This is a genomic window from Corallincola platygyrae, assembly GCF_039544265.1.
GTDB lineage: Bacteria > Pseudomonadota > Gammaproteobacteria > Enterobacterales > Neiellaceae > Corallincola > Corallincola platygyrae.
This window is the reverse complement of record NZ_BAABLI010000012.1, coordinates 74,385-100,335: the sequence shown is the minus strand read 5'-3', so window position 1 is coordinate 100,335 and position 25,951 is coordinate 74,385. Positions and strand designations below refer to the sequence as shown.

Annotated in this window: 26 protein-coding genes; 14 read left to right on the top strand and 12 right to left on the bottom strand. The window is 47.4% G+C overall.

The genetic code is table 11. The annotated features are described in order from the left end of the window. The 5 genes from ABEA14_RS10360 to ABEA14_RS10340 all read right to left on the bottom strand — a co-directional run bounded on the left by ABEA14_RS10360 (position 1) and on the right by ABEA14_RS10340 (position 4,299). Positions 1-612 carry a DUF1240 domain-containing protein gene (locus ABEA14_RS10360; RefSeq protein WP_345339917.1) on the bottom strand — a complete coding sequence of 204 codons (612 nt, stop codon included), beginning with the start codon at positions 610-612 and terminating at the stop codon, positions 1-3. A gap of 54 nt (positions 613-666) precedes the next feature. Next, positions 667-1,407, bottom strand: a complete 741-nt coding sequence (locus ABEA14_RS10355) for a hypothetical protein (RefSeq protein WP_345339916.1) — start codon at positions 1,405-1,407, stop codon at positions 667-669. Positions 1,408-1,558: 151 nt separating this feature from the next. Beyond that, positions 1,559-2,638 carry a hypothetical protein gene (locus ABEA14_RS10350; RefSeq protein WP_345339915.1) on the bottom strand — a complete coding sequence of 360 codons (1,080 nt, stop codon included), beginning with the start codon at positions 2,636-2,638 and terminating at the stop codon, positions 1,559-1,561. A 12-nt stretch (positions 2,639-2,650) separates the two neighbouring features. Continuing rightward, entirely contained in the window at positions 2,651-3,196 is a 546-nt protein-coding gene (locus tag ABEA14_RS10345) for a hypothetical protein (RefSeq protein WP_345339914.1), read from the bottom strand. A gap of 239 nt (positions 3,197-3,435) precedes the next feature. Further along, complete coding sequence (locus tag ABEA14_RS10340; RefSeq protein ID WP_345339913.1) at positions 3,436-4,299, bottom strand: LysR family transcriptional regulator; 864 nt, start codon at positions 4,297-4,299, stop codon at positions 3,436-3,438. 101 nt (positions 4,300-4,400) lie between these two features. Between ABEA14_RS10340 and ABEA14_RS10335 the strand changes: the two genes are divergently transcribed. Genes ABEA14_RS10335 through blaOXA form a run of 3 tightly spaced genes read left to right on the top strand, consistent with a single transcriptional unit; the run spans position 4,401 to position 6,144 of the window. Next, entirely contained in the window at positions 4,401-4,790 is a 390-nt protein-coding gene (locus tag ABEA14_RS10335) for a VOC family protein (protein ID WP_345339912.1), read from the top strand. A gap of 9 nt (positions 4,791-4,799) precedes the next feature. Beyond that, positions 4,800-5,279: a GNAT family N-acetyltransferase gene (locus ABEA14_RS10330; RefSeq protein ID WP_345339911.1), complete on the top strand. Its 480-nt coding sequence runs from the start codon at positions 4,800-4,802 to the stop codon at positions 5,277-5,279. Further along, the gene (blaOXA, locus tag ABEA14_RS10325) at positions 5,272-6,144 is read left to right on the top strand and encodes a class D beta-lactamase (protein WP_345339910.1); all 873 of its coding nucleotides are present in this window, start codon (positions 5,272-5,274) and stop codon (positions 6,142-6,144) included. Before ABEA14_RS10330 ends, blaOXA begins: the two co-directional genes overlap by 8 nt. Positions 6,145-6,310: 166 nt before the next feature. On the opposite strand, the gene ABEA14_RS10320 is transcribed toward blaOXA, so the two are convergent. Beyond that, complete coding sequence (locus ABEA14_RS10320) at positions 6,311-6,727, bottom strand: hypothetical protein (protein WP_345339909.1); 417 nt, start codon at positions 6,725-6,727, stop codon at positions 6,311-6,313. A 472-nt stretch (positions 6,728-7,199) separates the two neighbouring features. On the opposite strand from ABEA14_RS10320, the gene ABEA14_RS10315 reads away from it, so the two are divergent. After that, positions 7,200-7,889: a helix-turn-helix domain-containing protein gene (locus ABEA14_RS10315; protein WP_345339908.1), complete on the top strand. Its 690-nt coding sequence runs from the start codon at positions 7,200-7,202 to the stop codon at positions 7,887-7,889. An 89-nt stretch (positions 7,890-7,978) separates the two neighbouring features. Here ABEA14_RS10315 and ABEA14_RS10310 read toward each other — a convergent pair whose 3' ends face one another. The 3 genes from ABEA14_RS10310 to ABEA14_RS10300 all read right to left on the bottom strand — a co-directional run bounded on the left by ABEA14_RS10310 (position 7,979) and on the right by ABEA14_RS10300 (position 13,002). Beyond that, complete coding sequence (locus ABEA14_RS10310; protein WP_345339907.1) at positions 7,979-10,816, bottom strand: glycine betaine ABC transporter substrate-binding protein; 2,838 nt, start codon at positions 10,814-10,816, stop codon at positions 7,979-7,981. Positions 10,817-11,314: 498 nt separating this feature from the next. Beyond that, positions 11,315-12,613 (bottom strand): permease, encoded by a 1,299-nt coding sequence (locus ABEA14_RS10305; RefSeq protein ID WP_345339906.1) that lies wholly within the window; start codon positions 12,611-12,613, stop codon positions 11,315-11,317. Positions 12,614-12,714: 101 nt separating this feature from the next. Next, the gene (locus ABEA14_RS10300) at positions 12,715-13,002 is read right to left on the bottom strand and encodes an ArsR/SmtB family transcription factor (RefSeq protein WP_345339997.1); all 288 of its coding nucleotides are present in this window, start codon (positions 13,000-13,002) and stop codon (positions 12,715-12,717) included. A gap of 190 nt (positions 13,003-13,192) precedes the next feature. Here ABEA14_RS10300 and ABEA14_RS10295 point away from each other — a divergent pair, with 190 nt between their 5' ends. Further along, entirely contained in the window at positions 13,193-13,468 is a 276-nt protein-coding gene (locus ABEA14_RS10295; protein ID WP_345339905.1) for a hypothetical protein, read from the top strand. A gap of 33 nt (positions 13,469-13,501) precedes the next feature. On the opposite strand, the gene ABEA14_RS10290 is transcribed toward ABEA14_RS10295, so the two are convergent. Beyond that, the gene (locus tag ABEA14_RS10290; protein ID WP_345339904.1) at positions 13,502-14,374 is read right to left on the bottom strand and encodes a DUF4437 domain-containing protein; all 873 of its coding nucleotides are present in this window, start codon (positions 14,372-14,374) and stop codon (positions 13,502-13,504) included. 121 nt (positions 14,375-14,495) lie between these two features. After that, positions 14,496-15,935, bottom strand: coding sequence for a diguanylate cyclase domain-containing protein (locus ABEA14_RS10285; RefSeq protein WP_345339903.1), 1,440 nt, complete (start codon positions 15,933-15,935; stop codon positions 14,496-14,498). Positions 15,936-16,366: 431 nt separating this feature from the next. Here ABEA14_RS10285 and rsgA point away from each other — a divergent pair, with 431 nt between their 5' ends. The 7 genes from rsgA to ABEA14_RS10250 all read left to right on the top strand — a co-directional run bounded on the left by rsgA (position 16,367) and on the right by ABEA14_RS10250 (position 22,535). Continuing rightward, on the top strand, positions 16,367-17,410 hold the full coding sequence (gene rsgA / locus ABEA14_RS10280) for a ribosome small subunit-dependent GTPase A (RefSeq protein WP_345339902.1): 1,044 nt from the start codon (positions 16,367-16,369) through the stop codon (positions 17,408-17,410). Between the two features lie 76 nt (positions 17,411-17,486). Beyond that, positions 17,487-17,657: a hypothetical protein gene (locus tag ABEA14_RS10275; protein WP_345339901.1), complete on the top strand. Its 171-nt coding sequence runs from the start codon at positions 17,487-17,489 to the stop codon at positions 17,655-17,657. A gap of 218 nt (positions 17,658-17,875) precedes the next feature. Next, positions 17,876-18,433 carry a helix-turn-helix domain-containing protein gene (locus ABEA14_RS10270; RefSeq protein WP_345339900.1) on the top strand — a complete coding sequence of 186 codons (558 nt, stop codon included), beginning with the start codon at positions 17,876-17,878 and terminating at the stop codon, positions 18,431-18,433. Between the two features lie 2 nt (positions 18,434-18,435). Beyond that, positions 18,436-18,963 carry a GNAT family N-acetyltransferase gene (locus ABEA14_RS10265; protein WP_345339899.1) on the top strand — a complete coding sequence of 176 codons (528 nt, stop codon included), beginning with the start codon at positions 18,436-18,438 and terminating at the stop codon, positions 18,961-18,963. 278 nt (positions 18,964-19,241) lie between these two features. Continuing rightward, positions 19,242-20,714 carry a putative bifunctional diguanylate cyclase/phosphodiesterase gene (locus ABEA14_RS10260; RefSeq protein ID WP_345339996.1) on the top strand — a complete coding sequence of 491 codons (1,473 nt, stop codon included), beginning with the start codon at positions 19,242-19,244 and terminating at the stop codon, positions 20,712-20,714. Positions 20,715-20,787: 73 nt separating this feature from the next. Further along, positions 20,788-21,255: an OsmC family protein gene (locus ABEA14_RS10255; RefSeq protein WP_345339898.1), complete on the top strand. Its 468-nt coding sequence runs from the start codon at positions 20,788-20,790 to the stop codon at positions 21,253-21,255. Positions 21,256-21,848: 593 nt separating this feature from the next. Continuing rightward, positions 21,849-22,535, top strand: a complete 687-nt coding sequence (locus tag ABEA14_RS10250) for a GGDEF domain-containing protein (RefSeq protein ID WP_345339897.1) — start codon at positions 21,849-21,851, stop codon at positions 22,533-22,535. A 17-nt stretch (positions 22,536-22,552) separates the two neighbouring features. Here ABEA14_RS10250 and ABEA14_RS10245 read toward each other — a convergent pair whose 3' ends face one another. Then, positions 22,553-23,455, bottom strand: a complete 903-nt coding sequence (locus ABEA14_RS10245) for a LysR family transcriptional regulator (RefSeq protein WP_345339896.1) — start codon at positions 23,453-23,455, stop codon at positions 22,553-22,555. A gap of 143 nt (positions 23,456-23,598) precedes the next feature. Here ABEA14_RS10245 and ABEA14_RS10240 point away from each other — a divergent pair, with 143 nt between their 5' ends. Continuing rightward, complete coding sequence (locus ABEA14_RS10240; protein WP_345339895.1) at positions 23,599-24,459, top strand: SDR family oxidoreductase; 861 nt, start codon at positions 23,599-23,601, stop codon at positions 24,457-24,459. A gap of 191 nt (positions 24,460-24,650) precedes the next feature. Next, positions 24,651-25,766, top strand: coding sequence for a GGDEF domain-containing protein (locus tag ABEA14_RS10235; RefSeq protein WP_345339894.1), 1,116 nt, complete (start codon positions 24,651-24,653; stop codon positions 25,764-25,766). Positions 25,767-25,951: the final 185 nt, after the last annotated feature.

Sequence of the window (25,951 nt, the reverse complement as noted above, 5' to 3'; positions counted from 1 at the left end):
TTACTCGCTGTACAAGTGAGGAAACCGCTTGCGCTGGTCCTCCTCCCAAGCAATCTGCATCTCAATGACATGTTTTTCGACTTCATCAATACTTGGTGTCGCCGAGCCAAAACCGTCCAGCCACCGCAGCACTTCCTTCCTTACTTGGCCTGAGTTGTCGATGCAATATCCAGGACTCTTTACCCAAACAGCATTGCTCATGATTGAAGGGGACGAATACGCCCAGCAATTGAAGTAACCACGTTGATTCATTTCGTAGGAAACATAGAAGCCATAAACAAGCCTCAGCAAAATTGAGGGAATGGCCAATAGCACGGCGGCGTTAATTAAAAAATTAAGCCGTTTCTCTGTTGCTTGATTGAATAATCTAAGCGACAAAATGGCGGTAACAACTATGCAGCAGGGAATACCGACAAGACAGGGCAGATCCCAACTGGAAATCGAAACATAGATATGGCTTGACGCCAGCTGCGCACGACTTTCGGAAAATCCCTGACTAGCGAACAAGGCTATGCCAACAGTGATGGCAGCCATCACCGTGGTTATGAACAAGAGGTTTAATCGCGCGCTGACACCTAGCTTTACATCAGTGCCAGCAACTTGGTCACTCATTTTGGTAGCCCTAAATACGGAATGCCGAATAATCTGTGCATAGTCTCTTGGTTGCTAGTTGAGCTCAGTACCGCTTGCTTGGCTAAGTTTTGTCACTTGGCTCTCTATCTCCTCAAGAGACACGTAACCGCTGCGCGATTCGTACCCCTCAACAGGAACGCTAATAAAGTCGACTCTGCTACTATCGTCTGTCAGGAACTGTTTGTTGCCTTTTAATTGGTGAGCTTGAAGATCAAATAGATAGACGCTGCGTAATCCACTCAACCCTGCGCCAAATACAAACTGGTCGTTACCGTGCCAACCAATTGGAAAATGAAATAGTCCTGTTTTTGTTTCGCCCCATTCAGGGTCGTTTCTCCGCATCTCAACGGCAATAACAGTTTTCTCAATCTGATTCTCTGCAGAGCTTTGTATCTGGTTGATATCAAAGATCCAAAAACCGTCAGTATGTCCTGCAGTGACTGCCAGGAATTTGTTATTGGGAGACCAACTTAAAAGCTGGTTCATTCGGCTTTGTAGACTGGAGCAATCTCTACCGGCAGATTCTTTACACAGGTCTATTTCATCTAATGTGTCAGCTATCTGTTCTCCGCCAGGTAGGGTGAAGCTGACAAGGATTGCTTCTTTTTCTAATACGCGAATAGTTACCTTGCGCTCAGAATCTTGTGTGGCTTCCAGAGAATAGTCGGAAGGAGACTCCGTTCCATCGGAGCTGCTGTTTTCTGGAGAGCAAGCAGAGAGATAAAAACAGTTGAGCAGTAGTATTGCCAGTATCAGTTGTTTAGCTGTGTACATGTGCCAGCACCTCGGGTGGTTGTCTCAAGAAGCGCTGTTTCAAGTCAGATCGTTTTTGACGGCAGCAATACGCTCTACTTTCGGCGGTGATTTCTATTTTTTGTTAGTAAAGAAGGTGCATGAGTACCATGCACCTTCTTTGTTTTTCCAACTAGATTTTCCGCGGGAAAAATACTTCTTTTGTTTTGCCTGCACGAATTAGAGCGTGCATGGTACTGGCAAACATCATCGGATCTGTCTCTAGTAGCTTTATCCTGTCCAGATACTCGGAGAGGTAACCCGACACAAGGAAAAGAAGCATATCTACACCTTTTAAGTCGTACCGCATTACTCTCCAAAGTTGCGGACAGTCTTGTTTCAGGCGGCGACTGTGAGATGCGCAATCGGCTAACATGCCATTGGCTTGGAGCAGGCCAGCTAAAACTGTTGCCAGATTTCCTTTCGCAGCTTTTCTTAGTGCACCGAATTCCCTCTTTACCTTTCTGCTCAGATTGGGCGATTTAAGTATTTGGAGCGATATGTTGTAAATGATAATGGAGGTTAATGCTTGAGTAGCCTTAACACCGATTTGTTTTCCCATAATGCGTCCACTTGTGCCTTGTAACAGGCTTTGAGCATCTGCCAAATCAGGCAATGAAGGCGTAGGAATAATGCTTAATTCCGCTGCGATTTTGAGGAAGCCTTTATCGTAGCTCTGGGGAATTTTGATAGCGCCGGCTCTGGCCACTGCGTGTATATATTCGTGTGGTAACAAGGATACGTAAGTACTAACAACGGTTGTTACACACTGCGCTATCGGGCTAAGAATCGCAGAGATATCCAAGTCCATGGATTTTCTGATGATTGCCGAAAACGCATCAAGTATCACGAGGTTTTCCCCCCCCACTTGGTTAAACCGCTCTTTTCCCGATAATCCTAATCCCTCTGCAGTTCTCACTGTGCCTTGTGCCATGCGAGTAGGCTTCTTGATTGCCTGCGTATGAACACCATCAACGACACCTGCAAGCAATGTTGATTGTTGGTTTAAGCCACTGATGAACACATCGTAAGAGGTGTCCGGTGTTACACGGCGGTAAGAGGGACCGTGACAGCCGAAGTCACATGCTTCCCATTTACGTTGGTAGTATGCTTCATTTTCCATATGCAGGACATTGGAATAGGGGAGGGCTTTGTATGCTTTTACGTACTTCTTTACGCCAAGTTCGCTAACTAGGTTGCCATCATGAGCCATAAGTAAGTCCTTTTACTTTTCATTGTTGATACTGTCTATTAACTGATTAAATTCAGCAAGAATCCTTGCTTTGCTATCGTTAGGTGTGTGAAGGGTTACGTAAGACTGGTGATCTACATACTGCATTTCAATGACTTCGATGTAGTAGTTAGTGTCTGTTTCACCATTTTGATTTACTTCGACAAAGTAACCACGGCCTTGATTTCTCTCTACTTCGCCGTGACTTATTTTTACAGAAGCTCGCTGTGCTTCAGGAATAGCATCAGCCATGTACTGCTGTAAGTACATCTCCAGGTTTGGCCTGCTGGCGCTGGTATCGAATACTTCAATCCGGGCTCTTGAGCTGACAGATGTAGAGAGTGTAATAAGACGGTGAGTCGATGTTGGAAAATAGTCCTGAGATACTTCCCAGCCGTTGGGCAGTAACATCGAGAAACCATCTTTTTGATACTTGTTTTCTGAGGAAAGTGGATGCTCTCCACAACCCGTAAGTAGCGAGGCGCTAAACAAGACTACTGAAAGCAAGAAGCCGATGGGAAGAAGTGGTGATTTGTTCATTTGTGGTCCTCCATGACCCGAAGGACTATAGCTCGCGTGCTTTGTTCTTACAACCCGATTTGGTGAAAATGCAACCAATAGGGAGTGCGCTCTAACTATCTGATTTCTAAATTACGTTCTACTTTTTTATGGGCGTTAGGACGGTCTGTTCAATACCAACCCTACTACCTGAAACAAGACTAAAAACCCATCTCTGAATCATTCTGACTGATTAACTATCAAGGGGTGTATTATCCCCTTTAGGCAATTGCATCCCGTATCAAAGAAGCCCAACGTCGGGTCACTGACGAGGTTTCGTATGCAACAAAGAACTCTGTGTCAGCTATAGCTGCATCTCCAAGTTCGACTTCACATAGCTGGTTTTGAGCTATGGACTCTTCAACCATGTAGCGAGGTAGGATGGCGATGCCCATATTGTTTTTGGCCGCCTCTAACAACGCGAAACTATTGTTAAGTTCTCTGACGTGTTTTAACGAGGATAATGTGTGCGGTGTCCCTTGAAGTAGTGAGGACCAACTTCGGCTTGCTTTTCTGTTTCTGAGCAACAAATGCGCTTCGTCCAAAGCCACTTTGTTTGAAGGAACGCCATTTTTAGCCCGGTAATCGACACCACACACTAATACATTGGGGCTGTGTAGCAGTGATTCGTGACAAACTCCGTCTTCGTTTTGATCACTCCGAATTGCCATATCAAAGTTGCTTTCTTTTAGCCGAACAGTCGTATCTGAAAGGTGTAGATCTACAATCAAACCGGCACTTTCCAAGGATTTCAGCTTAGTAACAAGTATTTTTGTACCCAGATCAACAGGTACCGTAAGCCTGATGTTCGTGCGTTCTGAGTGTGGGGACAAACTTTCCACAACTTTCGACAGGCTGTTCTCCATACTGCGGTACTCCTGCAAAAGCAGTCGTCCCCGTTCGGTAAGCTCAACTTGGCCTCCTTTTTGCCTTTTCAAAACGCTAAACCCCAACTTGTTTTCCAGCTGCTGGATCTGATAACTGACAGCTGATTGAGAGATTGCTAGCTCTTGGGATGCTTTGGTAAAGCTAAGGTGTTTTGAAACGGAGGAAAAGCAGGGTAAGTGCGGAAGTAGTGAACGCATTTTTTAATCCATAAATTAGATTAATTAATCACATAATTCAGTTTAACTTATATTTTTTGTCTGCTCAAAATGACCATACAGTCACTCATCGAGCCACAACAATGAAAATTGAACATATAGCGATATGGACCCAGGACCTGGAAAACCTGAAGCATTTTTATGAGACCTACTTTGGTGCCAAGTCTGGAAGTAAGTATCAAAATTTAGAAAAACAGTTCAGCTCTTACTTTCTGACATTTAGCTCTGGGGCGAGACTCGAGTTAATGAGTATGGCCAGCATAAAAGCATTGGATCTCCCTGCCACAGCGCAACATATAGGGTTGATTCATGTTGCTTTTTCCTTAGGTAGTAAAGAGAACGTTGATAGGTGCTACGCACAGTTTAGAGCGAGTGGGCTGAATTTACTTGATAGCCCCCGTGTTACTGGTGACGGCTACTATGAGTTTACATTGCTGGATCCTGATGGAAATAGAATAGAGGTAACAGCTTGAGAGGGTGTGATGGCAGAGCCAGAAAGGGAGATTCAATATCTGCCCATTGAGCAAGACGATATTGACCACTTAACGTCATTGATGGCCATCGCCTTTGATGCTGATGCTCAGAAATTTTTAGGGCAGCTTAACGCTGGTCCAGAAGGGTATAACGACGGGCGTTTTTTGAGAAAGTGGGCGCTCGAGGATTCTCATTCGCTGGCGTTCAAAATATGTCTTCACAGCAAACCTGTCGGTGCTTTTATTGTTTGGTGGGAGCCCGAGGGTGAAAGCCGATTGGGTAATATTTTCTTAGCTCCCACACATCAGAACCAAGGTATTGGGAGTGTTGCGTGGCGCTTTATTGAGCAAAGTTTTCCTACGCGTCGATGGCGGTTAGGCACTCCTGTCTGGAACACAAAAAATCACTTTTTCTACGAGAAAAAGTGTGGATTCCGCCGCCTATACACCAGCGGAAGTTGTGTTGTTTTCGAGAAAAACTATGTCTGAATCAGACATTAATAACACGTCGTTTGTTGGGCGGGTGCGGGTAGCACATTCTAAGTTAGTGGAACGAATAAAAATGAAGTTTAAGGTTTGGAGCTCAGTTTGTATCGCATGTCTGATTTTTGTCTCGTTGGGGGCAATAGCATCCAACGAAGATAATGACCTGAAGTCATTGTTTGTTGATAACAATATTGATGGAACCATGGTTCTGTCGAATCTGAACGGTGATGTTAATTACATACACAACAAATCACGTGCTGCGAAACGCTATTTACCCGCATCAACATTTAAGCTCCCCAATACTCTGATCGCTTTGCAAGAAGCGGCCATCAGCAACGAGAAGGAAGTCATCAAGTGGGATGGCAAGGACAAAGGCTGGGAGCCTTGGAACAGCGACCAAACCCTTGAAACAGCTTTGCCTAAATCATGTGTTTGGTTCTATCAGGTGTTAGCTGAAAGAGTGGGTAACCAGAGATATCTGTCTCAATTAAAAATGCTTGATTACGGCAACGCTAAAACCGGGCCTGAGCTGTCTACCTTCTGGCTGGATGGTGAACTGGCGATTTCAGCGATGGAGCAAGTTGAATTTTTAAAGAAGCTATATCTTGATTTCCTGCCGTATAGAAAAGAAAACCTGGAATTGGTTAAGCGGCTCATGATTGTCGAGCAGAGCGACGCCTATACCATCAGAGCAAAAACTGGGTGGGCGATGAGAATTGCAAACCAACATGGATGGTATGTGGGGTATGTAGAGACAAAGAGTGATATATGGTTTTTTGCGCTAAATATGGATATTCGTAGCAAATCAGATGCGAAGTATCGGAAAAAGATAGTGATGGACGTGCTAAAGCGCAAAAGGATTATTTGAGCTTAGAAATACCAGCGGATGGCCCTGGCTCTAACAGAGTATTGAGCAACATATATCAGTCACTCATTTTAGAACCAGTTGTAATAAAGTAACTATCGACTCCCGGCCCGCTTCTCTGTAAACCTGACAGGGTTGTGAAAAATCGAATCATGGAGCATCCATTCAGTTATGGCTTATCCCAAAACGTCTCGGTAACCTGGCCTTGGTCGTTGACCACCAGATAGAAGTAACGGCCAAGCACCAACTCGGAGCTATATCTTTTTAGTGCTTCTTTTTGAGCATCAGAGGGGGCATCGTAAAACATCACATAAAGTTTGTTTTGCTGTTCTTGATGTGGTGTTTCTTGCTCAATTAAGGTTAATTGAACGTTCCTGCTTCCGCCTCTCAGAGACTCCACATCGATCGCTGCATGCTGTTGTAAAAACGTGCCTTTCCAGAATTCTAAGTGGTCTGCGATACTCATTGCTCTTGCCTTCTCAGTTGCAAGGGCCTGATCTTTTTCATGCAATGCAAACTGTGACCACGCGACATATACCAGTATTGTCAAAGATAAAATGATTGAGCTAGGAGTTACTTTAGTCACTGCTCCGAGGCCTATTTCAGATTCGAGTTCAGTGAAGCAAACGTTGTAACTAATCGGAGATATAGCTTTGCTATGTGCAGGTGGTCAGACATATATAAATCCGTTTATAAATGCTTAGTGGTTTAAGTGTTTGATGTTTTGCTTTTTCGGAAGAAAAAAGAGTACAAGTTCGTGTACCAAAAGCTAGTTTGAGCATATCAGTTAGGTAAGAAAAATAACGAGGGCAATTGACGCTTGAAAACGCATTTTCAATTTAATTCTGGCACTCATAACTTGCTTAACTTTGAGTCCATAGCTCAGCAAGCTAAGCTTGTACTGCAAACTCGACTTCTTTCATGCTCGTTTTAACTCTTTGAAAAATATAGGTTGTCATATCCTGTCGTAGGTTTGTCGGGGTGTTTTTGTTGTCGCCAGCGCTTGGTTTTCCAATCATGTTGGTGATGAAGATTGTGGTGCCAGTAGAGGTCTAATTGTGGTGTTGAATGTTGGCAAGCTTAAGCAGTTACGTAAGCAAAAAAGTTGGTCGCAAGAAGTATTGGCCAAGGCCTCTGGATTGTCGTTAAGAACCATTCAACGGATTGAATCGGATGGCCGAGCATCGGCTGAATCCACCCTGGCAATCGCGTCTGCACTGGAAGTGTCTCCTACGGCACTGCAATCGTCGTCTGAACAGATAGATGTTAATTGGACGAGGAAAATGATTATGCATAGTGCTGTGGCGTTGTTGGTTATTTCTGTCACCATCGGGATCTTGTTTAAGCTGGGCGGCGAGGCCAGTCTTTACTTCGACTGGATAGGGTTGAGCTTTGTTATCGCGTTTATTTATGCGGCAACCATTGTTGCCTATGGTGTCGATGGCATGTTGAAGTCGCTATCCGGATTTCGCTATCTGTTCAGCGGTGACATTGTTGGCGGTGCACCGGCCAAGCATCTTGCGCGAATCTATGCCAGCCAGATCTGGTTTGGCTATGGCGCTGCGTTAATCGGCGTGCTGATTGGTAGTGTTGCGATCCATTCTAATACCGCAAACATGGTTGAGGCTTACGAGATCCATCAGGCCTATGCCATAAACATCTCAGTATTGGTGTATGCCGCGATTATCGGCGAAGCACTGCTCAGGCCGCTGCAAACAAAACTCGCCACCTGCGATATGAGTGAGTAGGTGCATTGAACTAAGCGTTAAAAAAGCGAACTGAATGGTTCGCTTTTTTGTGGCTTCAGCTAGTCCTTAAAAGCCAATTTGGGGAGCCCTTAGTTCATGGAAGCTGCCTTTGCTTCACTCTCGATTTGAAACCCCGTCAGCCATTCTAAAACAATATCCTGATGGTCCTTTATCCACTGTTGGGCGATCGCTTCCACCGGTTGACCTGACTCAAATGCACTCAGCATTTCAACCAATTCATGGTTGTCGATGTTAAAGCTATTGAGTAAATGCAGTAGCTCGTGAGATCTGTTTTCAATACTGGTTCGGTAGGCCAAACTGATATGGGTATCTGGCCATGCGGTGCCTGCTTCGGGTGGCTGGCCAGAATGTTTCTTTAAGATAGCGGGCCAAAGCTCGGGGTCATGTTCTTCTTCGTCAATAAAATGCGTCTGCGAGTTGGCAAACAGCGCATCAGGGTAGTAGCAGAAAAACAGACTGGGAGTGGAAAGCTCGCTGTTTCTGGATACGAGCATTTTTAGTACGTCTGGGTCGAACTCGTGGAACTTGTATAACGCATCCAGACCATAAGCTGAAAGGCGTCTTTTTTCTATCTCAACCGAGGCCCACCCCTTGGCTCCCACCCAGATGTCACCTTTTCCGTCGCCAGACAGGTCGAATCGCTTGGCGATAGTCGAAGATGTGAGTTGATGAATGGACAATCTCTGTAGCGAACTATCACCTGCATCGGTGTAACACAGACCCTGTGTACCGGTGGTAACCTGCTTACCTAGGGAAACCGTGCCGAATGCTTTTACGTAGCGTCGTATCAAACCAGGGTTGTTTTCAACCCAAAGGTCAGGATGAATGTCGACAATACCCTGTTCATCTCCCATGGCTTGGAAAGCCTGCTCACTGGAGACTGAAACAACGGAGGCGGTTAGTTCAGTGTGTTGGTTGATGATACCTGCGAGAATATGGCTTTTGATTTGTGCCGTGGGCCAGTCGAGCAAGGCTATATTGATTTGAGTGTCATTCACACTGCGTGTCGATGTTAGTGGAGATGTTTCCAGCGCTCGATGTTGCTGCAGTGACTCATAAAGGAATGCATAGCCAAAGCCAGCAAAAAGGAAGGTAAAAACACCAAAGATCCAGTATGCGCGACCTAATGTGTTTAGCTTGGTTGCTTTATGCTGAATGGCCTGCGTGATCTCTTGCTCTGTAGCTTGGATTTCCGAAGAAGGTAGAGCAGATTCAACGCGATTATTTATGTAATCGATCAGGTTGGTGCAGACAAGGGCGTGGTCGTGCCGGATCTGGGCATAGCGGTCGCGTTCTGCGATGATCAGTATCAGGTAAATCATCGATGTGCCGACGATCAACGCAAACAACCCGGCGGATAGTGTGTCAGGCCTGAAAATCAGTGAGAAAAAGACATTGGTCGCGCCGAGTAAAGTGAGGATGATAAATTCCTCGGGAGCGATCCGGTCACTTTCCATTGTTTGTAATTTGTCACCGATCTTGAACAAAGACAGCACCCGCTCTCGCTGTTCGCTATCATCTTTTAACGCATTCAAGATGTTATGTTTTTCTTGTTCAACCTGTTCTTGAGAGCGCATCAGGTTGTTCGAATTTTTGAATGCGCGCAGAAAACTATGGATGTTGAGCAGCGAATAGTGCTTCAGTTGTGCTAAGTAGCCATCATCGGCTTTTTGTTCTCCTGCTTTGGGGGCCGATTCAAGTACGCTGATCACCTGTTCGTTGAATTCGCCGAGCAAACTCTCTCGTTCGCGGTTAAGTGATGTTGAGCGGTCCAGTGCAAAGGTCGCTAGAAGTACAAAAAATACGGTCGATACGCCCAGTAGGTCGTAATAGTTCTCAATGGGGGAGACGGGGGCAAAGAGGATCCAGATTCCAATCAAGCAGACCGAGACAAATAGCACCAGCAGTGATGAGCGCAGCGGGTACCGTAATGCTAAAAAGATGTTGGATGAGACGATGAGTGCTGAAGCTACCGCCTCGTATTGGTTAAGCAGTCGTCCCTGCATCACTGCGAGAATGACGACTGCACCTACGGGCATCAGATACCAGAGCGCGCTTATAGATGCGTTGTCGGCACTGTAAACCGACAAATCATACAAAAGGCTGCCTAACGCCAGAATAGCTACGCCCACAAAAGCTAATAAAAGCAGGTTGCTCAGGTCCGCGTCGGGTATAGCTTGACCGGAATAGAATAGGGCGCCAATTAGTACGGGTGCGGCCAGTGCTCTGACTCCAGCTTCAGTTAGCAGGCCACGCTTGAAAGTACTTAAACTGAGATTTCGCTGCTCTGATATTTCGCTCCATGCATCCATACACTTCATACGAAAATAGCAGTTGACTGCCATGGCAAGGCCGCCCAGCGCCGCTAACCCCAGTGTTTGCAACATGGGACTGTCGAGCAGCATCCAGTCAGCGATATCCATATTGGGTGCGGTGAGTACCAGGAAGCCTGCGAATGCTGCGCCAGAAAATATATAGTCGTTAATTGATGTTGAGCGTTGGTTGCGGCGTAAGATGCTGTCGATATAGAAAAACAGAATCGGCCAGGTTTCAAACACCAGTATGGCGACAACGTCGAACTCCTCAGACACGCTTAATGCTGCGTATAGCAGTAGGTGATTAGCGGCAATGAGGAGCCCGGACATAAGTGTGGGTGGAGAAACTCGCCGTAATGAACTGCCGGAGAAAACAGTGCTCAGTTGCAGTTTATTGCGACCCCAAAATAGCACCGAAACACATAGTAGGGTACAGATGGCGGCAAAGGAGTGGGCTACAGCTGCAACATAAAAGACATTGGTAGCATCTACGAGATGGTTCACCACGGGCGGATACAACATCCACAAGCCAACGGCGGTCATCATCAAAGCAACCGGGTGTCGCATTATCCAACTAACAACTAAACGCAAAATGCACTCTCCAGTGATGAGTTCGGATCTGAGTTACTTAACTTCCAGGCAAATAAGCTGATTCGTGTGATTAAGCGAAAACAGTTAGTCGAAATTTGGAGCTGGATAAGAGAGGCTCATTTGCAGCTTTTCGACAGCCTTCCCTTGACTTGATGGACTATAAATCCTTGATTGTTAAGTGACAACCTTGGCTTGGTAAGTACCTATGGTCTATGAGATCTATCTCTCTGTCTTGGCAAAAGTAGCTAATGAGGCTCGTCCACAACAAATCGAGATTCCTCACTGGTCGAGCTGTGGTATTACTCACCCAGACAAACGTCACCTATTGATATTCACTTATCGACGCTGATAGCGAGTTACCTGCTTACACCGGTTATGTTGGTCCGTTTCCGCCAACGGTTAATCAGTCACCAGTAACGACTACACAAAAAAAGCGAACCGAATGGTTCGCTTTTTTGTTTATGGGCAGAGGCGTTGAGTGTCAGCCCATCCTGATTCCTACACCATCAGGTTGAAGATCAGCCCACCACCAATCGCCATAAACAGGATCACTGTGATAAAGGCGCACAGCAACTGCCAGCGGAACAGGCGTTTCAGCATGATCAGCTCAGGAATGCTGGCACCCCCTGCACCTATGGTCAGTGCCATCACTGCGCCCAGACTCACGCCTTTGGCAACTAGCGAGCCGACCAGAGGCAGCAGCGCAGTCACTCTGATATACAAGGGAATACCGATGACTGCCGCCGCAGGGATCGCCATTGGGTTGTCAGCGCCGGCAACTTCCGCAAAGAAATCTGTCGGTACAAAGCCGTGCACAAATGCACCCAGCACCATGGCTATGGTCATGTAGGGCAGCATTTCGCGATACATGTTGGTGCTTTCCCGCCACGCCTGACGCCAGTCGATCTTCGACTTAGGTTTTTTGTTATCGCTGCCGCAGCAGGAAGTTTTCTCTGCTGGTTCAGACTCACCACAGCAGGATGTTTCCGTTGCGGGTACAGTCTCGGAGCTACAGTTGGCTTTTTCCTTTGGCTCAGGCGTACCGCAGCACGAGGTTTTCTTCTCCGATTCGGGCTTCTGCTCGGGTTCTGCCTTCATTTGTGGTGCAGCCTTCATTTGCGGTGCAGGTTCAGTACAGCAGCTGGTTTCAGTTTCTGCTTTTGTTGTCTCGCCACAACAAGGCTTTTCGAGTGTAAGCTGCGCACCTTGAACATCGGTATTGGCCATCATTCTGGCCGTGCCGCCGTAAATCAGCGGTCGTTTTTTCTGTTTGGACGGCGAATCTGCGTTGCCGCAACAGCTCTCCGCTTTGGCACCATCTTCCAACAGGCTGGAACGCACGTAACGCTCAAAGCCAAAACGTTGTAATAACATGCCAGCTACCAGTGCAACAGTCAGGGCAATGGCTGCGTATACCACAGTCACTTCAATTCCAAATACGGGCACGAACAGTGCAATCACAATTGGATTCAGCAATGGCGACGAGATCAAAAAAGTCATGGTTGGGCCAAAACCTGCGCGCGCTTTCAACAACCCAATCAGCATGGGGATCGTTGAACAACTACAGAAAGGGGTAATGGCACCTAACCCTGCTGCCAGGAAATAGCCTTTGCCGTGACGTCCACCAAGCAGTGACTGCACCTTTTCCGCGGGTAGCTTTTGGTTGATGACGCCTACCAGTGCACTGATGACAATAAATAATACGGAGATCTCTACCATCAAGAAGAGGAACATCTCCAAGGCGGATTGCAGTTGTGCTGCTAACCCAGTGCTGTTGCTCATAAAATCGGGAAGCATTTTTAACTCTCTTTTCTAACTATCTTTCTAGAATTTTGGAAATATAAATTTTTAAAAAAGGCGATCGAAACGCCTTACTGATGCCACTTGCCAAGATACACCTACATGGTGCAGCACTCGGCAGTAAGGAAGGTCATCAGTTCGTCCAGGGATGCCATTCTTGCCTGGCAAAAGAGTGTGCGCCCCTCTCTATGCTGCTCTACCAATCCAGCACCGACTAATCGGCTGATATGGTGGGACAGGGTGGAGCCAGGGATCTGCAAGTGTTCTTGAATGGTGCCAACACTTAAACCCGTGGCGTTGCCCTTCACGAGCAGGCGAAAAATAGCCAGCCGGGTAGGGTGTCCGAGTTCTGCCAGGCGCTTAACAGCCACATCATTCGCAATCATATCTTGCATACTCTTTATTTCGATAAATCCAGAATAGTCGATATTTTCTTTGTGTAAAGCTAAAACTTCGTGTTCGCGAGAAGTTTTTTACATTGGTTCAAAGTGGGTACAGATACAGATTGATGCTTTCTGTCTTTGCTGTGTTTAGATACCCTCATTGTGTCATGATTATTAATGCCTCCAAATCACCATGAAAACCACGCCTGAAAAACTACTGAAAAAACGTCCAAACCTCATTCAGACCGATAACTGCAAGGTGACCTCTCATGTTCAGCGGGAAGAAGGCGATTGGTTCCGCCATACCATCATGATTGAAGGTTATGACGTGCCCTTTGTGTTCAAACGGCAGAAGCAGTACCAGTCACTCAAAGGTGCGCGGGTGAATCTCAGCTATTACCCCGAAACGCAAAAGGTGGCTGGGTTTGAAATGGAAACGATGAAGGTTGTCCGTATCAGGCGGTCTTAAGTTTCGACCGCCCGAGCTGCGCTGTTCAACGCCTTATTCGATCCTCAACATCTTGTTGGTTCTGAGGTAGAGAATGGTCTCAGTGGTGCTGTTCGAAGATATTTTATGTTCTGAACTTCCATCCGCACCAAAGTAGCTGCCTGGTGTCAGATTGTTGGATTGTTGCTGATCCGGCGACTGATACTCTGGTTGGCCTTTAATCACAATAGCGCGCAGCGACTCCCCTTCACTGACAAGCTTGCCATTGAATCCTGCTGGCAGTTTGATCAGCGCGCCGTAATGTTGGTCCCCGTTGGGCTCTCCCCAAAGGTAAGCAATCTCTAGCTTGTTCTCGCTGTCGTTGTGGGGAAGCCAATTGATGGTCGAACCATCCAGCCAAACGATATTTGATTGGTCGACATTGACCGGGCGTTCGCCATTGTCGAAGGCTTGAATAGCGGGCCATACCAGATACGGGCCTTCTTCGATCTCGATGTAGGCCAGGGTGTTATCGCCTTTGGCGGCGGTTACATGCACTTCACCTTTAGGCTGGGTCCAGAACGAACCCGCTGGCATCCACATCTTTGCCGCATCAGGGTCGTCGTTGTGAATCAGACCACTGATAACGACACCGCGGTAAGAGACATTGTGAATGTGGGGGGGCGAGCTAAAGCCGTCAGTGGGTTTTAAAAGGTAACCGGTTGCCTGTCTGCCATTTCGGTCACCCCAAAGCGTGCCCGCGCTGGGGCTTTTATCACCGCGGGCTGGGTTTAAGTGTTCCCAATTTACTTCTGATTTCAGCACCATCTCATAGCGAGTTTCGGTAGCACTGCTGCTTTTCTCTATCGGCGCGGAAGTGGCATTACAGCCTGTAATAGCAAGCACGGCAACGAGTGGAAGAACGGTATGACGGAGAAGATATGGCATGAGCTCAATGTGGGCTGATTATCAATGTTTATAGAATAATCCCATGTGCTTAAGGGCAGTACCGCTGCTTAGGTTGAATCACTTTCAATCAAATCTTGAGAATCAATGCTGAAACGGCAGGCTATTCAAGCATAGGGTTAGCGTTGACCACTTTCGCACGGTTCCTTCCACCAGCTTTGGCTTGATACAACGCGTCATCGGCAGATTTGATCAGGTATTCGGTGGTGACTTCTCTGTCGGGAATGACACTGATTGCACCAATGGACGCAGTGATAAAGTCAGAAATCGGTGAATCCGGGTGAGGGATCCTGGCGTCTTCTATCGCTTTACAGGTGTTCGGGCATAAGTCTTCAACTACATTTGCGTCAGTATCAGGCAATATCACAGCGAACTCTTCGCCGCCGTATCTGGCCACCAGATCGCCTGCTCGCTCAAAGTGACTTGATAACACATCGGCAATTTCCGCCAGGCAATGATCTCCCGCTTGATGACCCGCACTGTCATTAAGCCGTTTGAAAAAATCGATATCGACCAGCATCAGGGTTAAAGGTTTCCCTGATCTTTGATGTCTTCTGAGTTCCGTATTGAGTGTTTGATTAAAGACGCGCCGATTTGCCAATTGAGTAAGCGAGTCAACATAGGAGAGCTGTTCCAGTTTATTGATGACGCCACTGAGGTTGTCGTTCATTTCGTTGAATGAACGTGCAAGCATGCCTATCTCATCATTGGTTTTGATACTGGCTCTGTCCTCGGAATTGCCATCTTTAATGCGGTTAGCCACATCTGATAATTCAAGAATCGGGTTAACGATCTTTTTTCTGATATGGAAGATCGAATACAAAAAGAAGGCGGCGGTCGCAATGATCAGGTAGAAAGCAATCGTTTCATAACGCTGCTGTTTGTCCCAGCTGGCATCCAGTTGCGCTGCGGTCCTTTCGTCTACTTGGTCATAGAACTTGGCGATGGGATGCATAATGGTGGCTTTGGCCTGGTGGTAATCGTTGCTGTAGAGCAGCGTTATCGCATAGTCCTGGTTTGCCTGCCCGGTTACCGAGAAGCTGCCATCTTTGCCTCTGAACAGACCTTTCATAGCGTTTAAAGCTTCGACTTCGATGTAGGAGAGCTTGTCTGAACGCTCTAGCGCCATATGCAGGGTGTCCATCTCTTCAGGGGTCGCTCCCAGCTTTTCAAATAAAGACACCAGGCTAGTGTTGTCACCTTTGGCGGGAGAGTAATCCTCGTACAGTGCGGTTATATAGTCCCAATACACACCATCATAATCAGTTGGTCGAGGTGACTTACCATCGCGGATGCTCAGTATTTCATAGAAATATTTTTCGTATCTTGGCTCGCCAGTACTGGCAAATGATCTCGCCATTCGAGTGAGGTCATCTGAGCTTTGACGAAGTTGGTGAGCCAGTTCAAGAGAATCATTGCGCCTGAGTTCCGCTGTGATCGCCTGGTCGCTATGGTGGTTGATCCTCTGTATACACAACATGATAGTGATAAGCATGACAGAGAGGATAAGGAAGATGATCAGGAACCGCGTCTTAATACTCATGAACAAACTGCATTACCAATGACTAACTAACTGATAAGCGTAGGACAAAGTTCATTTTTTGGCCGTTGTTTCTGACTGAGAAGCGTTTTAAATGGGCTATTGGATCGCTGCTAATTACCACCAGCCTTGATCCATCTTCGTATACAGCCCGTCGGCTAGCTGTTATATTGCCGCCCGATTACCAAGCAGATGTAAGACAGGAGATATTGATGATTGTAGTGCGCACCCACCCGGTGAAAGTGGCTAAGTAGGTCATTTAGAAAGCGTACTTTTGTGGCGTGTCGTAAGACACAGCGGCAAGACATTACTCCTGCTTATCCCTTCTTTTACCCGGTGAATCTCTTCACTGGGGTCAATCATATTTGTTTGTCCCCATAGCAATGATTGCTATCACGCATACAGCATTGTTTTTGTATGCGTAGGGAACAGAAATGAATTCTACAATTTCTCTTACTTTATTGGGTTGGCAGCCCTTTTTTCAGCAGCAACTGTCGTTAGTCGAATATGAAACGGCACAGATAGCCCGAGTCATCGCGCATCATCGCAGCGCATATGTTCTGCAAATGGAACAAGCTCAGTTCAGTCTGCCTATCACTTCCTCTCTCCCCAGCATGGTGTTGGGTGATTGGCTGCTGGTGGACGATGACCAGCGTTTTATGCGGCAACTGGATCGCAAGTCGCTGTTTAAACGTAAGGCGCCCGGTACCAAGCTCGGGGAACAACTGATCGCTGCCAATGTTGATACGCTGTTTATCGTTTGCTCGCTAAACCATGATTTTAACTTGAGTCGTATCGAGCGGTACTTGGCACTGGCCTATGAGGCTGACGTTGAACCTGTGGTGGTGCTGACTAAGCAAGACCTCTGTGATGACGCCGATTGCAAGCGGCAGCAAATACAGGCGCTAGATCCGTTACTGATGGTGGTATCAGTGAATGCGCTAGATGGGGACTGCTGTGAACCGCTTTTAAGCTGGTGCCAACCGGGACGCACTGTCTCATTGCTCGGCTCATCCGGTGTGGGTAAGTCGACCCTGACCAATACCTTGATGGGCAATACTGTTCAGGTAACCGCTGGGATCCGTGAAGATGACAGCAAAGGACGACATACAACGACCGCACGATCCATGCACTTAATGCCAACGGGCGCCGTGTTGATCGATACGCCGGGTATGCGTGAGCTGCAACTGACAGACTGCGAAGAAGGCGTGAACCAGGCTTTTGCGGATATCGATGAGCTGGCGCAGCAGTGCCGCTTTGCCGATTGTCAGCATAATGGCGAACCGGGCTGCGCTGTACAGAAGGCCGTTGACGTTGGAGAGTTAGATCCTCGTCGTTTGGATAACTACTTTAAGCTGATGCGAGAGCAGGCCAGAAACAGTGCGTCACTGGCAGATCGTCGTGCCAAAGATAAGCAGTTTGGCAAGATGGTGAAGTCGGTGATGTCTGAATCAACGCGGTTTAAAAAGGGGTATTAGGTACCAGAAAAGCGCCGAACTATTTCGGCGCTTTTTTAGCTTAACAGAGTTACTTCACATGCAAGGAAGATCGGAAATGTTCAGTCCCTCAGAGAAAAGACTCATTCAGCAGATCTTAAAAGCTCATTTAGCGTCGGCGACAAAGGAGCTTAAGAAGTTAAATGAAGATTCAGATGAGTACATGGAAAAAGCGAATGGCTTGATGGTCGTCGATAGCCTGATTGCCAAATTAGAACGCGAAGCATAGTTCAACGACTGATCCCCCTTGGCCGCCTTGTACGGGGTGGCTATCTAGTCCCACACAGCCCGTCGCTCCTCTCACGCGTTAAATGCAGCTTGAGTTTTCTCTTCAAAATGAATAAATTCCCAAATATGAGAACAGGTCTCGATATTTGGTTTGGATAAAAATTTAGACAAAGACTTTTAGGCAAAGACGTTTAGGGAAAGAATTTAAGGAAAAGAGATATGCAGCCATCGGATTCAGCATTGGCCAATCACCTTAAGCGCTTGCGTGGTGAGCATGGACTGACATTAAACCAATTAGCAGAAAAGAGTGGAGTAAGTCGCGCCACGCTATCCCGCATCGAAAAGGCAGAAGTGAGCCCGACGGCGCAGACACTCGGTAGTTTGTCTTCTGTTTATAGAGTGCCAATCTCGACACTACTCTCACCGATGGAGCAGCAGTTTGAGCCACTGATTCGTTCAACACAGCAGTCTGTTTGGCATGACGAAGCGAATGGTTTTTCGCGGCGCTCTGTCTCCCCACCTTCCCAGTTTCTTGCCTCTGAGTTGATACAAGGCCAGATAGAATCCCACCAAATCATCACCTATGATGCGCCACCGTTAGCAGGGCTGGAACACCACCTGTTTATGCTCGAGGGGGCGTTGACCATTGAAGTGGGTGGACACGAGTATCAACTCAGCCAGGGTGATTGTCTGCGCTACAAGCTTTTTGGTGGTTCCGCATTTCGAACCGGTGACGCATCAGCGCGTTACATCATTGCGCTAACGAAAGGAGTCTGAGTATGTCATTGGTTATCACCCAGGCTAGCGCCGAAGCACTGGAGAGCTATCTCACCCCGTTGTCAGAATTGTTGTTGGATGGCGTCAAGTCGGGCGCTTCTATCGGCTTTGTCGAGCCGCTTTCATCGGATGATGCAAAGCAGTTTTGGCAAGCAAGCGTGTTTCCCGCAGTCGGGTGTGGAGAGCGAATTCTATGGCTGGCGGAATACGAGCAACGGCTTATTGGTACGGTGCAGCTTGAGGTGTCCATGATGCCGAACCAGGCCCACCGCTGTGAAGTAGCCAAGTTGATGGTGCACTCAGGATTTCGTCGCCATGGTGTTGGCAAGAAGCTAATGAGGGAGTTGATGGCGAAAGCCACAAAGCTTCAAAAGCAGCTCATTACCTTGGATACACGTACCGGCGATGCTTCTCAGGCGCTTTATGCCTCATTGGGCTTTCAGGTCGCAGGAGAGATCCCTGGCTTTGCTTTGGACCCGGATTGTAAAAAGCTATCGGGTACTACCTACATGTATTTACCACTTGAATAGCATCCATCTGGTTTAACGTGGTTCTACCGACTCTCTTGAACTGCACTATCTGTTATCGGCTGTAGAAGTTAACTCCAGTCGATAACAGACCCATTCCTATCCCTCATTACTTGAAAACGCGCCTCTCCGCTGTGCTTTGACTACACTGAATCTATTGGCTCTCAGTTTGCTGAAAACTAGGATTTCTCACTGGGTCTCATTTGGACAGATCAAGCATTCCCCCGCATTTACAGCCTTCAATCGTTGTAAGGCTAAAGAAAGCAGCAAGATTGGATTTCGTGCTGGCGTGCATCTTTACGGTATCAATGACCTTTATCTTTGTCGTGTTTGAGATCGAAATGGTTGAGGCGTTTTTTGAGTTCACCCGGGATCATGAAGACTGGCAGCTCGACGAGTTGTTGATGGGCGTGGTTTGGCTGGGGATCGCCTCGGCTTTTTATGCGATTCAGCGGATCAGGGACATTAAAAAGCTCAACAAGGCGATTGTTCAAAACGCGTATTTTGATGCCATTACCGGGTTACCTAATCGCAGCTTAGCGCTGGATAGGCTGGATAGCATGTTGGCGGGCGCTAAACGACGAAACACCAAAATTGCTGTCGCGTTTCTGGACTTCGATAGGTTCAAATCGATCAATGACAGTTATGGCCATGAGGTGGGTGATCAACTTATCCGTGAAGTGGGGGAACGGTTTGCCGCAGTGGTCAGAAAAGAGGAACTGGCGGCTCGTTTAGGGGGAGATGAGTTCCTGGTGATTGCGGAGTTTGAAAAAGGCTCCAATCAGATAGTGCCGTTGGTCACGCGTCTGCAACAGACCCAGAATACCCCCTTCCTAATTTGTGGCCACAAGATCCACCTTAAATACAGTATCGGTGTTTCTGTTTTTCCCGAGGATGGCTCAACTGTTGATGAATTAGTCAGAGCCGCTGACAGCGCGATGTATGTGGCGAAGAAGAGTGGATTAGGGCAGTTTGAGTTTTACTCTGATGCATTGGGTCAGCGCCTGTCGGAGAGGCACCACCTATCCCAAGATTTGAAGCAGGCGCTGGAACAGGACGAGCTGTTTATGGTTTATCAGCCGATCGTGCTTACATCAGAACAAACCGTTACTGGTTATGAAGCACTTATACGATGGCAGCGTAAAGGGGAATTTGTTAGTCCAGAGTTGCTGATTTCGGTTGCGGAGGAGTACGGACTTATTCATGAGATAGGGCAATGGGTATTCAGAGAAGCGCTGTCTGAAGCCAGCCAAAGTCTGTCACCCTCGCAATTTATGTCTATCAACGTGTCGGTGAATCAGTTTCTACATAAAGACTTTGTCGAGATAGTGAAGTGTGAAATAGAGCGAGCTGGCGTAGATCCTGAACGAGTTGAACTGGAGATCACAGAGACAGCGATTGTGTCAGATCTCGATTGGACATCAAAACAACTGGCACAGCTCAAATCATTGGGATTGCGTATTTCTATTGATGACTTTGGGGTTGCGTACTCTTCGATTGGAAGGCTTAAAAGTCTTATGGTGGATAAGATAAAGATTGATCGCTCATTTATTGCCGGCATCGCTGGTAGCCACAGAGACCAGGGAATCATTGAAGCCATTTTGTTGCTGGCAAGTAAACTCGATCTGAGCATAGTGGCTGAAGGGGTAGAAACCAACGAGCAGGCACAACTTCTTGCGCGAATGAACTGCAATACCATGCAAGGTTTTTTGTTCAGTAAGCCGGAAAAAATGGACCAGCTTAATCTGAGTTAATCCGTCTCGCCTCTTGTTGTGTTGACGGTTTCGATCTACTTTTTAAACCCTTTGCAATCAGGTGAGCAAGTAGATGGCTGAATACACGGCGGAAGTGAGTTGGGCTCGGAGTGAAGCTGAGGGTTTTATCGATAACCAATACAGTCGCGGTCATCAGTGGCAGTTTGATGGTGGGGTGACGGTGCCTGCTTCGTCATCACCACACGTAGTGCCGTTGCCGCTTTCAGTAGAAGCCAATGTGGATCCAGAAGAAGCCTTTGTGGCCTCGCTTTCCAGCTGCCATATGCTGTTTTTTCTCTCTATTGCCGCCAAACACAGATTCATTGTTGATAGCTATGTCGACAACGCTGTCGGCGTTATGGCCAAAGATGCCGATGGTAAGATGGCGATGACCAAGGTGACGTTGCGGCCCAAGGTGATTTTCTCTGGCGATAAACAGCCGACCTACGAGCAACTGGATGAGATACACCACCAATCCCACGAACAATGTTTTATCGCCAACTCGGTGAAAACAGAGGTGTTAACGGAAATCGTCACTTAGTTTTGCTAAAGGGTAAGTGTCTCCTTAATCTGAGCAAACGCTCTCAACCTTATTAACTGTTCTATGCTTAATGAGTCAGGGGATTAGGAATAAAAAGCGGTTGAGTAATGGAACTCCCTCCGCACTTCATACTGTTGGTGTTTAGCTTGAATGCGTTGGTGAGCTTTCTTTGTGCTCTCTACCTTTACCTAGGCACGCCCAGAGTCGGCAATGAAGTTTCCTGTAGTGTTCGTTGCTTTACTTTCTGTTTCTTGATGAACTTCCTCACCTTTCTGGCTCTCGGAGCAAGGCCTTATGTCGGCACACTGGTCTCAGTGTCACTGGTTCAGGTATGCCTCGTTCTGTATATGTTTTCTTTGTTAGCCGGGATGATGCTTCGCAAGGGGATATATCCCTGGAAAATACTATGTGACTGGCGTTTGCTTTTATGTGCCTTGGCGTATCTGTTTTTTCAAATCTATTGCTTCACCTATGTGAATGACCAGCTATCCGTTCGCAGTGTCACCATCTTCTTATGCATCTCATGTGTTTACGCTTTTTGTATGAAGCTGACCCGAAAACAGCCTCACGTTACCTCCCGAGGCGAGCGAATTATGATGGTGTCTCTCATGCTGTGCCTTTGTTCGGGGTTGTTGCTTGTCTTGTTTAGCGTTTTGCATTTTTTTGTAGACCGTGCCGACTTTATTCTTACCAATGTTTTTTTCTTCGCAGTTTCAATCTTCTCTCTTTACGGGGGGCTGAACTCGATGCTGTTTGATGACCAAGCCTCCCTGCACAGAGAAGCCTCTATTACTGATCCTTTGACAGGTTTGTTCAACCGCCGATTTTTTTACGAGCAAGCGACCTCGGTAATCAGTCAAGCGAATCGACAGGACTACAACCTTAGCCTGATGATTTGCGACCTTGACCTGTTCAAGCAAGTCAATGATAGCCACGGGCACATGGCTGGAGATAAGGTTATCGTCGCGTTTGCGGACCTACTGAATGCATCAAAAAGACAGGAGGATATTCTGGCCAGGTTCGGTGGCGAGGAGTTTGTGTTGCTACTGCCCAATACAACGCTAGAAGGAGCAAAGCGCCTGGCAGAACGTTTTCGAGAAGCCGCAGAAAACAGCGAAGTCATCTATGAAGGAAAGCCTATTCGCATAACAGCCAGTTTTGGTGTCACGATCTGCAACCCCCCTTCAGTAGATAACAGCATAAGGCAGGCGGATGAAGCACTTTATAAGGCGAAGGCGTTGGGAAGAAATCGAGTTGTTGCTTTTGTTCCCCAGCAATGACAAGAGCCCTTGTCGGATTAACTCAGAAGATTAAGAAAAGCTTGGCGTTTCTCCTTCATAAACTCAACAAACAGTTGTGATTTCAAGGGCAGGTGGCGCCTGTCTGGGTATACCAGCAGCATGGTTCTGTTTTGTGGGATCCAAGCTTCCAGCAGGCTTACCAGAGAGCCTTCATCCAAGTGTGGTTTCAGCAAAGAGTGGGGCAGATAGCTTACGCCCACACCATCGAGGGCTAGTTGGCGACTCACCAGAAAGTCATCGCAAATCACATGGGCAGCGGCCTGGTGTTCATACTGTTCCCTGCCGTTATTGAACTGCCAGGGTAGGAAGTAACCCTCAACATGGTTACGAATACAGGGCAGCTGACTTAACTGTTCGGGGCGAGATAACTCGGCGATATCATTCACCAGCTTTGGTGATGCACAGAGTACATACTTGACCTCAGACAGTGGCAACGCCACCAACGAGGAGTCACTTAGCGGGCCCAGCCTGAACGCAAAGTCGATGTTGCTTTTGGTCAGGTCTTGAAAACGGTTAGACGTTGATAGATTGACCTGAATAGTGGGATAGCGGGTCAGGAACTCGCCCAGTAGCGGAGCGATCAGGCTTTGACTGAGCGCGCGTGGCGCTGTGATTGTCAGCGTGCCTATCGGCTCGCCACTGAGCTGGTCTGCATCATGTTGCAGCTCGGTGACCGTGTCGGCAATAAGCTGAGCCTTGGGCAGGACTCTCTCCCCCAGTTCTGTTAATGAGAGTGAGCGAGTGGTTCGGTTTAGCAGTTTGCCGCCCAGTTCATCTTCAAGTAGCTGGATTTTTCGGCTCACTGTGGTGGTGGGCACCCCCATCTGGCGCGCGGCTTCTGCAAAGCTCTCCAGTGCTACAACTTTTGCAAACAGGGGCAGGCCGGAAATCTCTCTCATCTAACGTCGCTTACATTGTTTTCTGCAGTGAGTGTTATCCCGAATACGGGATAGTAAAGCCCGAAATGACCATCTAATCAATTTAAAAGGGATTATCTATAGTCTCCACATCGACAGCAAACAGGCAATAAAGAAGGTCTCCCATGGATATTTTGATACTCGGTGCAACAGGTAACACAGGTTCAGAAGTGGTGAATCAGCTTAAGCAGGTAAATGCAGATTTTGGCGTGATGGTGCGTAAGGCTGAAGCCGCCGCTAAGTTTGATTTAGAAGATAGCCAGATTCGCTTGGGAGACTACGGTGACATCACGGCGATGACTCAGGCGATGACTGGCGTTAAGAAAATCTATGTCGCTATGCCAGCCCATCCTTCATATCGCCAGTGGATTGAAAACGTGCTGACCGCTGCCAAGACAGCAGGTATCCAGCAGATCGTGAAACTGTCAGGCATGGGTGCAAAAGCCGATGCTGGCTCAGAAATCATTCGTGTTCATGCGGCAACAGATGAGATGGTGAAAGCGTCTGGCATCAACTACACCCTGGTGCAGCCCAACTCGTTCTTCCAGAATTTATACGGCAGTCTGGCAACCATTAATGAGATGGGCATGTTCTTCCTGCCGTTGGCAGATGCCAAACAAAGTGTGGTCGATATTCGTGATGTGGGCGCCGTTGTGGTAGCCGCGTTGACCCAGGAAGGGCATGAGGGCGAGGTCTATCAACTGTCTGGCCCGCAGGCGCTCACGTTTGCTGAGCAGGCTGACATTATCAGCCGGGCTGTGGGTAAAGAAATCCGCTATGTCGCTGTCTCTGGTGAAGACGCTGCCGCAGAAATGAAACAAGCGGGTGTGGATGACTGGCTGGCAGAGCATCTGGCAGAGATTATGGTTTGGTTCAGTGAAGGTCACTACGCCTGCGTGACAGATGATGTGGCACGTGCCACGGGTAAACCAGCCCGTAGTTTTGAAGCCTTTGCAAAAGAGTTTGCCAAAGCAGTACAGGCTTAGTGTTTAGTCCAGACCTTAATAAGCCTGAGTCAGCGGACAAGCGAACATGGTGGCCCGTGTTCGCTTTTTTGATCGTTGTTTTTAGAGTGCAGCTCTTTTTTCTTCGTTTCTAGGAATGGGTCAAAACTTTGGTTGGTCAACAACGCTAGGATCTTGTTACGTTTTTTACATTCTAAGCGTGGTACGCCCAAATGAGCCTAAGAAGTGATAGGTGTGTTGATAGCGACAAAGGGTGCCTAAGAGAATCGAAACCAGTGACACTTGCCAACGTCGGGGACAATGTTCACGCGATTGTTAAATTCAACTTTCCTGCTCGCCTTTTTGGCATGCTTGGGATGCTATTACTTTCCTGGCACCTTCTTGGCGTCGAGCTGCTATCTGTAAGCAATATCTGGATCTTATTGTTTGCTGTTACTTGGCCCGGTATTGCCAGATATGTGGTGCCCCGATTTATCAATTCAAAAAAAGCCGAGCATTTTAATCTATCTGTTGATGCTGTGTTTTCTGCTTTTTACGCGCTTAAGTTTCCAGCTAGCATGGTGCTAACCGCACTGTTGTCTTTTAATGCTTCCAATAGTTTAGTGTCTGCAGGGCCCAAGCTATTGGTAAGAAACCTCTTTTTGCTAACAGCAACATTTGGCGCAGGCCTTCTGATCTACGGCCCTCTGAAAGTAATGTCATTAGGGCTACTTGGTGAAGTTCTGGCTGGTGGTTTTACGATGGCGTATTTTTGTCTCTGTTCCACCTTTTCTTACTCAATGGCCAAACGCTTGGTACATTCGAAAAATGAAGTAGAGGAAAGGTCCTACCTGGATGAGCTCACGGGTTGCCGCAATAGGTGCTTTTTTAATCTGTTTCTGCCAAAAGAGTTCGCCAGAGCAGAGCGTATGTCCTACCCGATAAGTGTCGTGTTCGCCGACTTAGACCATTTTAAAAGAGTTAATGATGTTTACGGTCATCATGTTGGCGATAGGGTGCTCGAAGGGTTTGCGGCTTTGGCAAGGAGCAACCTGCGGGAAGAAATAGATTGGATTGCACGTTACGGTGGAGAGGAATTTGTCATCGTGCTTCCCGGCTGTGATACAAGAGAGGCAATAGCCGTCGCAGACAGAATCAGGACGCAATTTACTTTTCATAAGCTAATGCATGAGAAGTCTGAGATCAGGTCTACATGCAGTTTTGGTGTGGCTAGTGTCCGACCCTCAGAAACGAATAAACGTGTTATTGAAGACCTTTTACATCGAGGTGATAAAGCGCTTTATCAAGCAAAAGAAGCCGGCCGTAATCGCGTTGAAGCGGCTTGTTGAAGCTTCTTTAGCTAAACCTTGTACACCTATCTCTATTTCACTGCCTGCAAATATACCCGGCGTCTAGATTGGCGCGATCTGATCTATTCGCCTAAACCTAGTGAATTAGCAATGTGTTGAGAAGTTGTTCTGACAAGAAAACGGGTCTGTTTTCTGTGGTTGCCGGAGCTCGATAGCCTGCTTTG